This window comes from Dyadobacter diqingensis (assembly GCF_024220585.1).
Classification (GTDB): domain Bacteria; phylum Bacteroidota; class Bacteroidia; order Cytophagales; family Spirosomataceae; genus Dyadobacter; species Dyadobacter diqingensis.
The window spans coordinates 79,904-93,901 of the sequence record NZ_JAMXKF010000001.1 but is presented as its reverse complement, the minus strand read 5'-3'; the positions used below and the strand labels follow the sequence as shown (position 1 = coordinate 93,901).

At 42.8% G+C, this 13,998-nt stretch carries 12 protein-coding genes; all 12 read left to right on the top strand.

The genetic code is table 11. The features are described 5' to 3' along the window. Nucleotides 1–11: 11 nt before the first annotated feature. The 12 genes from M1L62_RS00370 to M1L62_RS00315 all read left to right on the top strand — a co-directional run bounded on the left by M1L62_RS00370 (nt 12) and on the right by M1L62_RS00315 (nt 13,887). Entirely contained in the window at nt 12–530 is a 519-nt protein-coding gene (locus tag M1L62_RS00370; RefSeq protein WP_254411014.1) for a hypothetical protein, read from the top strand. A 9-nt stretch (nt 531–539) separates the two neighbouring features. Then, nucleotides 540–1,061 (top strand): hypothetical protein, encoded by a 522-nt coding sequence (locus tag M1L62_RS00365; RefSeq protein WP_254411013.1) that lies wholly within the window; start codon nt 540–542, stop codon nt 1,059–1,061. Nucleotides 1,062–1,096: 35 nt separating this feature from the next. Further along, nucleotides 1,097–3,166 carry a tetratricopeptide repeat protein gene (locus M1L62_RS00360; RefSeq protein ID WP_254411012.1) on the top strand — a complete coding sequence of 690 codons (2,070 nt, stop codon included), beginning with the start codon at nt 1,097–1,099 and terminating at the stop codon, nt 3,164–3,166. Nucleotides 3,167–3,286: 120 nt separating this feature from the next. Further along, nucleotides 3,287–5,128: a hypothetical protein gene (locus tag M1L62_RS00355; protein ID WP_254411011.1), complete on the top strand. Its 1,842-nt coding sequence runs from the start codon at nt 3,287–3,289 to the stop codon at nt 5,126–5,128. Between the two features lie 271 nt (nt 5,129–5,399). Then, nucleotides 5,400–5,915: a hypothetical protein gene (locus tag M1L62_RS00350; RefSeq protein ID WP_254411010.1), complete on the top strand. Its 516-nt coding sequence runs from the start codon at nt 5,400–5,402 to the stop codon at nt 5,913–5,915. An 85-nt stretch (nt 5,916–6,000) separates the two neighbouring features. Further along, nucleotides 6,001–6,540 (top strand): DUF4126 domain-containing protein, encoded by a 540-nt coding sequence (locus M1L62_RS00345; protein ID WP_254411009.1) that lies wholly within the window; start codon nt 6,001–6,003, stop codon nt 6,538–6,540. Nucleotides 6,541–6,659: 119 nt separating this feature from the next. Beyond that, on the top strand, nt 6,660–7,535 hold the full coding sequence (locus M1L62_RS00340) for a caspase family protein (protein WP_254411008.1): 876 nt from the start codon (nt 6,660–6,662) through the stop codon (nt 7,533–7,535). 77 nt (nt 7,536–7,612) lie between these two features. Continuing rightward, nucleotides 7,613–8,191 (top strand): hypothetical protein, encoded by a 579-nt coding sequence (locus M1L62_RS00335; RefSeq protein ID WP_254411007.1) that lies wholly within the window; start codon nt 7,613–7,615, stop codon nt 8,189–8,191. A 37-nt stretch (nt 8,192–8,228) separates the two neighbouring features. After that, on the top strand, nt 8,229–11,918 hold the full coding sequence (locus M1L62_RS00330) for a caspase family protein (RefSeq protein ID WP_254411006.1): 3,690 nt from the start codon (nt 8,229–8,231) through the stop codon (nt 11,916–11,918). Between the two features lie 114 nt (nt 11,919–12,032). Then, on the top strand, nt 12,033–12,626 hold the full coding sequence (locus M1L62_RS00325; protein ID WP_254411005.1) for an RNA polymerase sigma factor: 594 nt from the start codon (nt 12,033–12,035) through the stop codon (nt 12,624–12,626). An 11-nt stretch (nt 12,627–12,637) separates the two neighbouring features. After that, nucleotides 12,638–13,249 carry a hypothetical protein gene (locus tag M1L62_RS00320; protein ID WP_254411004.1) on the top strand — a complete coding sequence of 204 codons (612 nt, stop codon included), beginning with the start codon at nt 12,638–12,640 and terminating at the stop codon, nt 13,247–13,249. A gap of 212 nt (nt 13,250–13,461) precedes the next feature. Further along, nucleotides 13,462–13,887 (top strand): hypothetical protein, encoded by a 426-nt coding sequence (locus M1L62_RS00315; protein WP_254411003.1) that lies wholly within the window; start codon nt 13,462–13,464, stop codon nt 13,885–13,887. The last annotated feature ends 111 nt before the right edge of the window (nt 13,888–13,998 follow it).

Below are 13,998 nucleotides of genomic sequence, written 5' to 3'. Positions count from 1 at the left end.
AAATAATTTCTATGAAACTATTCAAACTCATCCTGACTCTCACATTTTTTGTGTTCTCATCGATTGTTGTATTTGGGCAATTAAGCCCCAGTGCGACAAAAGTAACCCAAAAACCGACACCCGCAGAGAACGGTAATATTGACACCGGCAGATCCGGTACTGCGGGCCAAATTTTCGAGAAAGATATTAGTGATTGTAATATTAAAATGGTGGCCATTGATGGCACTAAAAGTGCAAAAACAATTACACTGAAGTTGGTCCTCGTTAATAAAAAGAATAATGCAGAAGTGGAAATTTTTTATCCGGAAATGTTTGATTCTGATGGGATACAGAATAAAAATACCGGCTATGATGGATACAGCCGGGCCTTCCGGCCGCTGTATGCCAATGTGAAAAGCCAGGCCACGCTGATGTTTCATAACGTAGAGGGAACGCCGGGTGAACTGCAAATTCTGAGCTTCACAATCAGAAGGGAAAATGCGGGCGATCAACGAGTAGAATTCCGGGATGTACCGGTCAATTGGAAATAAAAACTTACTATGAAAACACAACTACTTTTTTTCGGCCTATTATGCCTGATGCTGCTATCCTGTGTGCGTGTTCAGGCGCAATTGAGCCCTTCTCCTTCACGAAAGGAACGCATTCCAGACACAAAACCAGAGAAAAACAGCCGGGATATCACACCCGAAGATTCAGATGCTCTGGTTGCCGTCGCAGGCGACGTACGGATTTCAGTATTGTCACTTACGGGGGATAAACTGCGGAGGTCGCTAACCCTGACTCTGCTATTTGAACATAACCGGAAGGGCGATATCAGAATAACGGGTCAGTCGGCGGTTGCCGTCGACGATTTGTCTAACCAGCTGAGACCCGGAATGCTTGCTCTCCAAAGCCTGGTCAGCGGGGTGCCAACCAAAGAAACGTTTGTAATTAACCAGGCAGTTGCAGAAGCAAGCAGTCTGAAGATTGTGAAATTCAGTGCACGGATGTATAATCTCGCTACCCGCCAAAGCGAAGTTTATCCGGTAGAGTTCAGGGACATTGCCATTAAATGGAATTAAGATTAGCTCACCTTCTCAGTCAAACCTCTTTACTTATGAAAACTTTACTTTACGGATTTTTATTCAATGTGTTGTTTGTCTGCGGGGTCCAGGCGCAGAGAATTAATTTCAAGGATATTGGAAAAGCACTCAGAGATGCGGGCGAAGTGGCGAAAGGGATCAAAGGCGCGGCCAATGACGTGAAAGGCGCAACTAATGAAATCAAGGGCGCAGGCAATGATGTCAGGGGTGCAAAAAGGGATGTCAAAGAAACTTTTCAAAGAGAAAATCCCCCTGCGAAAAAAAGAGATTCTGAAAAAGTGGCGACCAATGGAGCGGGTGACGGACGTGAATCCAATGTTTCGGTATACGATCCGGGTCATGAGACAACAATTGTGTCAAGTACCAAAGGCATGGAACTGCTCAGAAAGGCCGAAGATACACAGAATGTTTCTCAGCAGGTTAAGTTACTCAATGATGCAATCAAAGCAGATCCCACGTTGGTCGCTGCATATGACATGAGAGGAAGGGCGTTGATCGGACTACGTCAGTATGCGGATGCAGCGAAGGATTTTAGCAGCTATATTGATTACAGGCCAAAGGATCCGGATGGGTACAATAACAGAGGCTATGCCTATCTGTTGAGCGAGAATTACCAGGATGCGATCAGCGATTTTGGAATGAGCCTGGCCAATAACACCCGAACGCCGAACTACGTATACAACAACCGGGGATGGGCTCATGCGCAATCGGGAGAATTTCAGAATGCGATCAGTGATCTGGATGCGGCAATCAAGCTGGACCCGAATACCGAAAATGCCATGTACCGTAAAGGATGGACCTTGCTAAAGGCCGGAAACAACCAGGAAGCGCTGTCGGTGTTGGAGCAGGTTATAGCTAGGGATCCCCAGAATACGGAGGTCTGGCTATCGAAAGGGCAGGCAAATGCTGCCTTAAAGCAGCACAAAGAAGCGATCGTGGCCTATAACAAAGTGCTCAGCATCGATAAGCAAAACCTGGTTGCTTTCTTCGGGCGATCAATGAGCCACTATGAATTAGGGAAGATCGAAAACGCGATTGAGGATTGCAATGCCATTTTAAAAATTAGTCCGGATGATGCTAATAGCTATAACAGCAGGGGATTTTTATACATGCATTTAGTAAAACCAAGATATTCCGATGCCATCAGCGATTTTGACCACAGTTTAAAGCTGAATAACCAGCAAAGACATCTGGCTTTCACGAACCGCGGCGAGGCTAACCTGAAACTTCAGAAGTACAAGGAAGCACGTGACGATTTTCAGGAGGCTGTGTTGATTGCCCCGACCCATCAGGAAGCTCTGGAAGGATTGGCGAAGGCGAATAAGATATTGAAAATTGACCTGCCTGGAAATGGGGCTTCGGGCTTTGTGCAATCTAACTTTCTGAAACGCAAGGCAATTGTGATCGGAAATTCGACATACCGGTATTCAAGTCCGTTGTCAGGCAACCCGCTTAATGATGCAGATGATTTATCCAAACTTCTTCGTGATATCGGCTTCGAAGTGGTAACTGTGAAGGATGCGGACAAGAAGACAATGGAGTCAGCGATAGACAACTTTGTTCAAAGCGCGAAAAACGTTGACCTGATTACTTTGTTTTATGCAGGGCATGGGATGGAGGATAACGGACAAAATTTTCTGTTGCCAATCGACGCACGCATTATTGAAGCCTCACATGTTCAAACGGAGGCCATTTCATTGGAGGAAGTACTCAGTAAGCTTGCGTTGGCCCGGGCCAAAATCAGCCTTGTGTTTTTAGACGCCTGCCGAAACTATCCTTTTCGTACCTGGAAGCCAGTAGGCCGTACGTCGGACCCTAAAACAGAGGCGCGTGAAAGAGCTTTTGTGGTACCGTCCAATCTGTCAGAGAACGTCGGTGTATATTATGCAACTAAAGCGAAAGAAGTTGCCGGGAACGGAACCGGTCGCAACGGCAATTTTACCTACGGCATAAAGCAAAATCTCAGAAGAGGGATTTCCTTGGATGATTTCTGGCGAAGCACACTTAAAAGTGTGAAGGAACTTTCCAAGGGAGAGCAGACACCCTATGTCTATGGTTCAATCGAAGATAGGCTGATATTTTAGGAAAAAAGCAAGGTTAATTTTCATTATTGGAGCACGCCCATTGTTGCATTGGGTGAACAGAAGGACCAGGTCTATTCCTGAACGGCATCCAAATATCTCACTACATTTAAATTTTGCCTCATGGTACAGTCTAAGTATGTGGCATCGCTGCCGATTCAAGGCACGATCCCAACTATCACAAATGGTGTCAAGAATATCAACCGTTATCAGAACATCAGGGCATTTTTTCAAAAGGACAATGCTTACAGGATCTTTGCTGAGCCATTCCCTGATCTAACGGGCCAATCCATCACCTGGCAAACGGACTGGGACTATGAGGGAACTCCCCGATTGCTCAATACATATTCAGAGGCTGAGCAGACAGATCACCGTCGCATGATCAAAAAGCAAGCTATGCAGCTCTACTTTCGTGCTGTAATATTGCAAAAAGAGCAACCTGATATGCCTGTATACAAGGATCTTAAGCAGATATTGCACGACTGCCTTGAAATCCCTTCCGACGCCCGGGCAAATATATTTGTGTTGCAAGTTCCAGGGCAGCCAGATCCCGTCAAATATGTGGTGACCCAATGGGGTCATTTGGAAGATGTTATTAATCCACGGCGGAGGATCATCGAAAAATGGTTAAGATCGTTTGATGTAGTGCTTCGTGTCCGATATGTGTCCGGAGCTACCGCAACGGGAGAAAATTTCAAGATCCAGTATGACAAGATTACCGGAGGCAGGCAAGCAGAAGAGCGGAGAGTTGATGAGGAAAGCCTGATCACGCTCGCGGATGTGAAGCTGGACTCGCCTATCCATATGGAATGGAAACACGAAACGGCATGGGAGCACATCCTATCCCATGACGGCAAAGAGGAATATTTCGTTACGCTGCCCGATCCTGTTGTTGTGGTGCCAGAGCCCGTCGAACGCACGATCCGGTTCCTGTGTGTGGACAAAAGAAAAAATCCGGTACCCGGGGTCGCGATTAACTTTACTTACAACAAGCAGACCTTCCAGAGGATCACAGATGCTCAAGGCCAGATCGAATGGCGTGGGTTTCCTTTCTTTGAGAAAGATATGAGGTATCGGGGGAGTAAAGAAAAGCTTTCCTATAATCGGAAGGTGAAAATTACCGGTAAAGAGGATGCATATACGCTTTACCCGACCAACCGGTGGTGGCTTTGGTGGCTACTCGGGCTGCTTGCGTTGCTGCTGCTGGTATTATTTCTCAAGAATTGCAGCGGGGATATTATGCTGCTGACGAAACGCCACACGCTCACCGTTAAGGACGACAGTACAAAAGCGGTCCTGGCCGGTGTAAAAGTTGAAATTATCACGCAAACCGATACCATTCAAAAAGTTACCGACGAGGATGGCGAGGTGGAACTTGCGCCGGTGGAAGGATCGCAAATGGACCTGGGGTTAGAAAAAGAAGGGTATGGAGACAAAGGCTTCGGCATAAAACCGGGATCTGATACAGATACGACCGTTTTCATGCGGAGACTGCCCAAGCTACGTGAAATGAAAGGAGAAACCGGGGATATTCGCATCAATCTGCAATGGGAAACACGGGATGACCTGGATTTGCATTTGTTAATGCCTGACGGCAGGGAGCTCTTTTTTGGAAAACCGTCTTACGAGAACGTGGAGTTTTCGGTAAGTCTGGATGTGGATGCCAATGCATCAGGCCGCGCGAGAAGCGAAGGATTATCAGGGTTCTTAGATCAGTTCCTGACACAGCGACAGCGTCAGGTGTCGCCCATCACCGACACGCCTCAAGAAAATATTAACGCTAACAGGCCGATGCCCGGAACATACAGTGTGAAAGTTGTAAACTATGAGCCCCGAACTTCAAAAACTGTTGAGTATACAGTATACATTAAAATAGGCAACAACGAACAAGTATTACAAGGGAAAATAAAATCTGTCGCAGGAACGTCTCAGCAAGTGAAAGAATTCGTCATTCCGGCACTTTAAAATTTGTCAAACTTTTTGAAAAAATTTGTTACGAAACAATTGACTGTTCTATAAGACAGTAAATCAATTCAAAACAGTCTAGAATAGGAAAATCAATGTCTAACAGATTTTTTCAAAATCTTTAAATACAGCCATGGTCACACTAAAATGTTTTCTTAGTTTTATTTGTATAAGTATTTTATCGGATAAAACATTTTTTCTTGCCAGTCCGGGGGCGGATTTCGGCACAGATAAATTAATTTTTCATCAGACTCAGGTCAAGTCACAAAAATTGCCGCAACAACCTGAATATTCCAAAATTCCAAAAAATGGAGGTTCAAAATCTGACGGGAAAATACTTTCTTCGCAACCGGTAATGGATCAGAAGATTTCGGGGGAATTAGGCAGTGAAATTTCAAAGCTGATCATGAAGTCGGAGCAGATCAAAACCTTTTTACTTTATCCCGACAAATTTGACGGCGTTACATTTGAAGGATTTAAAGTGAGAAAAGCAGGTCCGACTTTAACTACCATGCAAGCTGATGGGTTAAAAACCATTATCGGGGATCAGAAAAATTATGGTTTTTCACCTTTAATTAAAAACTGTGTTTTTTCTCCCATTGTAGGGATTGAATTTAAAAAGGGAGCAGCAGCAGTTCGGTTTTTGATTTGCTCAGATTGCGATATCTGGCGATTTAAAGGAAAGAATTTGGATAAAGATGAAAACTTCGACCCTGCCCATGGGAAAGTAATCGCTTATCTAAAAAGTATCTTTCCAAATGATCCGATTATTAAGCGGATAGAATGATAGAATCAATTGATATTGTTACACTTAAATGATTAAAAATACTATGAAAACCTATAAGCCGTATTTGCTGCTAATGTTATTTTTCTTGTTTTTTCTGGATTTTTCGGCCCTTGCGCAGCAGGAGAATGATTTGCCTATCGGACCGACTGCGGTGTATATGGGTGTTGTGCTGAAATTAATTGCATTAGCCGCTATTGACTTTTACGCTGTTGTTTTTATTATCGGCTTGGTAATCAAATTTGAATGGTTGGATAACGTCCCGACGTTTTTGAACCCGTTGGCAGCAGGTGGAATGTTATTGGTATTTGGGGTTCTGTTTGTCGTTGAGTTTTTCGTTGAAAAAATACCCGGAGTAGGCGCCGCGTGGAATGGTGTCAACGCATTTTTGAAACCCATCGCAATTTTAATCTTTATTTTTTCAGTAGTCTTTAATGTTCATTTTGAAATTGGTTTTTTTACAGTTGTATTTGGAATTGTTATTGTGTTGTTTGTCGGCGCAATCAGTGGAAAAATAAGAATACTTCTTGGCTTGATACCAGGCGTTCCAATTGTAGTGACACTACTCGAAGACGCGATCATTGCTTTTTTATTAATCAAGACCCTTATGCCAGGCATAACTGCTTAGTTTTAAAGCTGATATTTTCTTTCAATATTGTTGGAACCCAACGCATTAATGTCAAACAATTTTGAAGATAAAATGGATTTTCAATCAAAAGCCTAACTCAATAAAATGATGAAAAACAAATGAAAAGACGACAGTTTTTACAAAGTGCATCGAGTGCTGTCGCAGTTATGCCAACGGCTTTGTCAGAAAGGATTTTGAATGATGCCAAACCCATATTGAATGTAATTTTAGCAGTGGATTTAAGCGAGCTCAAACGCAAAGCGGATCGTACCAAAGATTTGGTTGAAATGGGCGACTTCCTCACCCGGATCGGGAAACTAGCTGATATGGATGTTCGGATAGTCCGTCTGGTTGACAACGATTTTACGCCGGAAAAGCTCATTAAGACTATTCAGGGACTTGGATCAATGGGCGGTACAAAAAATAGTCTCATCGTATATTTTTCGGGTCATGGCAACAATGATGGAGAAAGCTTATGGCCAAGCTTCAGAATGGGCAATGAAAGCAAAAAAATGAAGGAGATCGCTAAACTGATTGTGAATGCACGCCCCAAAGTAGGTTTGTTGATTGGAGATTGCTGCAATAATGTGCTGACTTCGGCCGGGGGATTTACCAGCACCATGCCGGTGCCTAATCCCGCGATTGTCAAAAAACTCTTGTGGGATTTTGGTACGAAAAACCAAAGACTTTCTATTCAGGTTTCATCAGCTTCCAAGGCCGAATTCTCATTCAGTCAGTCGTTTGGATCGGTATACAAACATTGTTTTATGAAAGCATTTAACGAAAAAATAGAAAGCAATGCCGAAAATAATTCCCGAAAGGAATCCGGTGTTGTCTGGGAAGAGATTTTCGTGAGGGCCAGGGTGATAACCCAAGGATATCTGAAAAGTATTTCTTCCGCTAACACCAATGCAAACGAAGCAGCGGATGTATTCAAACAAACCCCCTATCATGCTGTAACTTTAGTTAGCTGCCCGGAAGGAACAGATTGCTAAATTTTTCTTCGACCTGCCGATAGGCTAGATGCCCAGGCTGTTGCCATGTCGTCCCACTTTTTATATCAGACTTACAAATGAAAATATTTGTTTCAGCCTGTGTATGCTTTGCTATTTCATGGCAAGTTGCATTGTGCAGCAATAAGTTGGTTTTGCCAGACTCATTCCAATATACTGCTAATCGCTTATACAATTTGAATGCTTATCCGGATGATACTGTAAAGAAACCGGATAAGGCGATTAAACGATTTCTAGGAGAGGAAGCTTATAAGCTTATGGTTACCAGTGATTCTGTTCAGGCGTACATTCTGGATCCGATGGCCAAAGGAGAAGCCCTTTTTCATGGTTATGCCATATTTGATAAACCCAAAAAACTTTCAAAGGAAGAGGTGGAGGAAGTTCGGGCCATTCTTAGCAATCAATCGAATTATGGATTTGACAGGATCCGAAAGAGCTGTGCATTTATGCCGGTTATCGGGCTACAATTTGGTAGTAGGACCAAGCTTACTGTACTGATTTCGATGGCTTGCGATGAATGGAGTTTTGTATATAAAGGAGTGAAAAAAAAGGAAGACTGCGACAAAGCCCGCCCTCAGCTGGTAAAATTCATAAAAACAATTTTCCCAGGGGATAAGGCTTTTGAAACATTGAATTAAATCCCATCCTATCAAAGTGTCATAAACCGTTGCCTGCATGAATGCCTTATGTTATTTCTGTGTTTTTTCTTTTTTGCTACTTTTTAAGATAACTCCGCTACTTGGGCAGTTACCAAGACCATCTGTGGTTTTTCAAACGGGATTTAATGCCAATATCAACTGCCAGTTTCAATTTTCCTCAAACAATAACTTCCTGATTGGATCTAATGATGCCGGCGAGCTTATTCTGTGGGATTTAAAATCTTCGAAACAGGTAAAGCGGTTTACACAGCTGAGAAATGACACACCTGAGTTGCTTTATTCGCCGAAGGCGCAGATGTCAAAAAGTGAAAATTATTTGATCGTACCCGATTGGTTTGAGGGAAGTTACCTCGTCTACGACGTCAAAAATAATAGAGTAAGTAGTCGTTTTAAGCCACTCACAAAAGGCGAATTTTATACACACGCAGTTATTTCGGACGATGATAGCAAAATTCTGCTGGTCTCCCAATTTTTGGGAAGCAATACATCAAGTACAGTCAGTGTGTTTACAATGCAGGGAAAAAAGATTAAAACCTGGACACTTTCTTTGCCTCCGATCATTGAAAGCAAGGGCATGGAGTTGCTCACGAAAATGGTTTTCCCGTTCGTGAAAAATCTGCCGGGAATCAGTTTTGTTGCGGTGGATCCGGATTTCGATCATTTGTTTATTTGTAACCCTTTCGGGCGAATCTGGGGGATGGACCTGAACAGGACTGCAACTGCGGCTACTGTAACGGGGAGCGATCTGAAAACGATTAAGGGAGCCGATAAAGTGGTGGTCAGTGATCTGCGGCTATATAAGGGCAGGCTGATCATCAAAACGAATGACCATTTAGAGAAAAATGGGAGCACAACCCTGAAAACGGAGAGCATAACGGTATTATCTGCTGCTGATGGAACAGTGGAGCGTGCACTGGTCGGTAGTGTAGCATCGGTTGATATTAAGTACCGTTCCAATGCAATGGCCATTTTCCTGACTACTACAAGCCAATCTTTCAACACTTATTTTCAGACGCAATTGTCGGGCCCGAATGGATTCGAAATAACCGCCAAAGATATTCTTACTGACAAGGAGCTCTTCAAATACAAAAAAGGAGAGCCGTTTTTTTGGAATACTTCCGGCCCATATCATGCGGGGCAACTCAACGGCGGGTTCGTAATGGATGTTTCGGATGACCAGACGAGACTCGTTGAGTGCACACGCGATATACTCGTCCACGATATTGCAGGATCCGAAATAATCAATTCGTTTTCGTCCAATAAAGGAAATATCAAGCTGAATGCACCAGTCTTTCTGGACCAGACAACTCTTCTCATTCCTAAAATAACAAGTGACGCCTTTGTGCTGGATTTGAAAGCCGCCTCGGTCAGCAGGCTTAAAGGGCAGTTGGAATGTAATGATACGGCCAGAGCAGGGGCTAATATGTTTTATGAGCTTTTCGATGATGCGGCCATTGGATTGAATAATATTTCTTTGTCAGATGACAAGTCGGAGATCGTAACTACGAATTTTGTCCATGATAATTTCTGTAATCCCGATCTGAACAAAACAATAGAAGTCTGGGATGCGAAAATCAGGCAGAAAAAGCGGGAGTACTTTTATAAAGACCAGGAGTTCACTTATTTTTTAAATCAGATTCCGGGCTCGCAATCTTTGTTTCTGGTAAATCACAGGCTGGTAAAATTTGCAGAAGACGGAACGTTCTCGACAAAAGAGCTGAAAATGATTGTAAAAAAGGATACGCTTTTTGCAGTTAACCCGGTATACCTTTCTGAAACGAAAACGATTTTTTCAATCCTGTCTACCCGGAGTAAGCCGGGCCTGGCAGATTTGGTCTTTGCACACTTTGATATCGATGGTACGCTGGTAAAGTCTTACAAATTCAATAGAAACAGCAAACGCCTGGAATATCAATCCTATGTGTACGAGTCACAGCTTTCGCCGGATCGCAAGAAGCTTTTGTTTTGTATGCAGGATGGTACCGCAGGCATTTTTGATATCCAAAAGATGCGTGTAACTTCTGAATATGAGCATGGTAAAGGGTTGTCAGTTAAGATGATTAAGCAATATTCTCATCCATCTATATTTGCTGCCTGTTTTATTGACAACACGCATTTTATAACCGCAGGAAGCAATGGGGAAATCCTGTTATGGACCGAAGGCAAGCGGGAACCCGACCGCAGGATTAACAAGGAGCTTCTGATGATGTACAGCCTCACGTTATCACCAGATCAAAAATATCTGGTTGGTGTGGCGTTAGACAAGACGATAAAATTTTTGGATATGGAAACAGGAATTTCCATTGCATCATTTGTAGGACTAAATTACCAGACTTATGCCTTCGTCAATCAGGAAGGGTATTATATGTCCAATAAAAAATCGAGTAATGATCTCTGGTTTTTTTATGGAGGCAAAACCTACGAATTCTCTCAATTTGACCTCAACTTAAACCGCCCGGATAAAGTATTGCAATCGTTAGGCTATATTTCACCGGCCAGCTCCCGCCGTTACCAGATGGCTTACGAGAAACGATTGCAAAAAATGAATTATAAACCGGCCACTTTTCCAGGACTTTTGTCTTATAGCGCACCCATAATAAGCCTCTCGGGACTTCCTGCCAACAGACAGTCTACTTCTCTGCCTGTACTGAATTTCGCAATTGTGGCCTCGGACCGCGAGCAGTTAATTGATCACCTGATGATCCGTGTCAATGGGGTGCCGATCCATGGAGTAAAGGGACTTAAAGTCAATCAGATAACCGTGGGGGAAATTAAAGTTGTTGTGTCAGTTCCGCTTACCGTAGGAGAAAACAGAATTACCATTTCGGCAACAAATGCGCTTGGGACGGAGAGCCTCCGGGAATATCTGTCCATTACACGCTCCGGTATCGCTCAGAAGCCGGATGCATATATTGTAACCATAGGCTCGGGGAAATTCAGCGAAGTGAAGATGAACCTGGACTTCCCTGCAAAGGATGCACGGGAAATTGCAGATCTTTTTGCCGGCAGTAAACAGTATAACAAAATTTTCAGGCAAACTATCCTGGATGAAAAGGTAACCAGACAGAGTGTTTTGGCATTAAAAGAACTCCTGAAAAAATCTAAGCCGGAAGACTTTATTATTTTATTCTACGCAGGGCACGGATTGGTCGACGCAAGTTCAAATTACTTCCTTTCCACCTACAACACCGACTTCCATGTGCCATCGCGCTCTGGCATTGCTTATGAGGATTTTGAGAATTTGCTTGATGCTGTACCATCCAGAAATAAAGTTATGCTTATTGACGCGTGCCACAGTGGTGAAATAGATATGGAAGGTTTAAACCCGAAGGGACAAGATAACAGCAAAGCGAACGAGGCAGGCGCCAGGGGTTTTACACTTGCAGATAGTCCGGAGGAAAATGCATTTCAGTTGATGAACACTTTGTTCTCTGACGTCCGCATGAACAATGGTGCAACCATTATTGCCGCATGTGGCCCGTCGCAAAACGCATTGGAGAGCAGTGCCTGGAATAATGGGGCATTTACCCATAGCCTCAAGACCGGTATACGCGAAAAAAATGCAGATGCCAACAAAAACGGGGAGATCACAATTTCTGAATTGCTTGAATATTTGCGCACCAATGTTTCTAAAATTAGCGGTGGTAAGCAATTGCCTACCAGCAGGACCGAGAATTTGGTGAACGATTTTGTAATATGGAAATAGAGTAGCTGCCACGGCTTCACCAAGCGCTTCCTTTTTAATCCTGAAGTGATGTTTTTCGAATAGTTGTAACAAACTATTTGACTACTTTTGCCATTGAATTAACCTCCCGATTCAATGCAAGATCATGATGGGGACCTTTTTGTCGGTCTGTCTAAAGAACATCCCTGGGCCTTTGAATATTTAAAAAGTAAAACTTATAGTTCGCATGCTGCTGATTGCAAATCCTATGGCATAGACGAGGAGTTTACCGAAGACTTGTATATTGATGCATTGGTCTATTTAATATCAGGTATTCGCAGCGGCAAAATTGAACCAGGTAATGAAGGTTATGAAACCGCTTCAGTGATCAGCCTTTTCAAAAAGAATTTATTGTGGAAGAGGCTGGATTATTCTAAAAAAATGGGCAACAAAATGGAGTTTCGATATGAAACGGATGAGGCTATGGAGGTTTCCGACAATTATAACCAGCTTAATATGATCCTGGAATCAGAGCAGACATCAAAAATAGCGCAAGCGATAAACTTATTGACCCCAAAAGACTGTATCACAATGATCCGGCTTCGGTTTTATGAAGAGCTTTCGTGGGAAGAGATAGCAAAATTAATGGATAAGCCGGTAGGATCTATTAAAAATAAGTATTCGAAAATATGTTTCCCTGCTTTGCGAAAGCTCTTTATTTCGGGGAACCTGGGTCGGGAAATAATTTAAACAGTCTTGTCATGGATAGTAATAATTGGAGCGTTCAAAAGATTAACGACTATATCACACATAATCTTTCGAAGGAAGAAACGGAGGCGCTTCGGAGTGATCTTGCAAAAGACCCGGAACTTCGGGCCGAGCTGGAACTTCAGATGCAGATGAAAAAAGGATTGGACAACTTCTATCTCAAAGAACGGATAAAGAAAATTCATCAGAAGCCAAATCGGCGAATAGGAATACGGCCGCTATGGACTTATATTTCTGTGGCCGCCAGTTTTTTATTGTTAGGCTATTTCGGTTTTGACGCATATAAAACCAGCCAGGAATCCGCGATGCTTTACAATGCTTATTTTAGCAAAGCAGATGTTCGGATTAATTCAAATCAAAACTTCACAGAATCAGACACACAATTATATGATGAGGGGATGGCTTATCTGGATCAAGGCGATACTAAGTCTGCAATTATAAGCCTGGGCAAATCTAAACATCCGTTTGCGAGTTGGTATCTGGCACTTTCATACTTGAAAGATAACAATCAGGAGAAATCCAAAGAGTTACTTGAAAGTATTTCAAACGATAAAAATAATTTGTTCGCCAATCGGGCGAAGAAGTTGTTGAAAGAAATGGAATGAAGAAAGTAAATCAGTTTTGACGGTAATTTACTTAGCGGCGCTGCAACTGGCTCTCATTGCTTCGGTGTATTTAAGTTACCAGACAAAATATTTTTCCAGCTTTTGCGCACAAATGTGTGACCAAAAGCCATAAGCATGTAAACCTCCTGCTGTCTTTTAAAAGAGATACTTTACTGCTCTTTGTGAAGTTGCATAGGAGGGCATTAAATTACATGATAAAAATCTGGATTCTTTGTATCTTCTTATGCCTTCAATGCGGTGCTGCTTATCAGTACGGTCAAACAAAAAAACCGAGCATTAATATCGATCAACTCACTTCTTCTACCTGGATATTAAGCCAGGGGGAAATAATAATTGTTGATCCTCCGGAGCAAGGTGTCCCTAATGGCATTCCGGAGAAGCAACAGGCTTTCTACATCTGTCGCTTTTTTAAGAATGGAGTGTTTAATGTGTACCTGACAGAGATAATTAAGGGAAAAATTAGACCTCCTCAGCCAAAGCCGGCGAGCGGAGGATGGTGGTACGCATTCGACGACCATCTGATTCTGCAATTCGAGGAAGGCGACAGGCTGAGCTACAAACTGGAACAATTCATTGGTAATAAAATGATATTTAAACAAGAATTTGTGGACTTTTAGTAGCAATTTATCGAAATTGCCAAGATTTTAGAAAATATTTTGCTTTTCGCACTCACAACAGTGCATCCTCATGCTATACATGGATGAAATGGAAGAATTGTATCCGAACAT

Excerpts from the sequence above, each read along its gene's own strand:
- M1L62_RS00370 (WP_254411014.1), top strand. The coding sequence starts at position 12 with ATGAAACTATTCAAACTCATCCTGACTCTCACATTTTTTGTGTTCTCA.
- M1L62_RS00365 (WP_254411013.1), top strand. The coding sequence starts at position 540 with ATGAAAACACAACTACTTTTTTTCGGCCTATTATGCCTGATGCTGCTA.
- M1L62_RS00360 (WP_254411012.1), top strand. The coding sequence starts at position 1,097 with ATGAAAACTTTACTTTACGGATTTTTATTCAATGTGTTGTTTGTCTGC.
- M1L62_RS00355 (WP_254411011.1), top strand. The coding sequence starts at position 3,287 with ATGGTACAGTCTAAGTATGTGGCATCGCTGCCGATTCAAGGCACGATC.
- M1L62_RS00340 (WP_254411008.1), top strand. The coding sequence starts at position 6,660 with ATGAAAAGACGACAGTTTTTACAAAGTGCATCGAGTGCTGTCGCAGTT.
- M1L62_RS00335 (WP_254411007.1), top strand. The coding sequence starts at position 7,613 with ATGAAAATATTTGTTTCAGCCTGTGTATGCTTTGCTATTTCATGGCAA.
- M1L62_RS00330 (WP_254411006.1), top strand. The coding sequence starts at position 8,229 with ATGAATGCCTTATGTTATTTCTGTGTTTTTTCTTTTTTGCTACTTTTT.
- M1L62_RS00325 (WP_254411005.1), top strand. The coding sequence starts at position 12,033 with ATGCAAGATCATGATGGGGACCTTTTTGTCGGTCTGTCTAAAGAACAT.
- M1L62_RS00320 (WP_254411004.1), top strand. The coding sequence starts at position 12,638 with ATGGATAGTAATAATTGGAGCGTTCAAAAGATTAACGACTATATCACA.
- M1L62_RS00315 (WP_254411003.1), top strand. The coding sequence starts at position 13,462 with ATGATAAAAATCTGGATTCTTTGTATCTTCTTATGCCTTCAATGCGGT.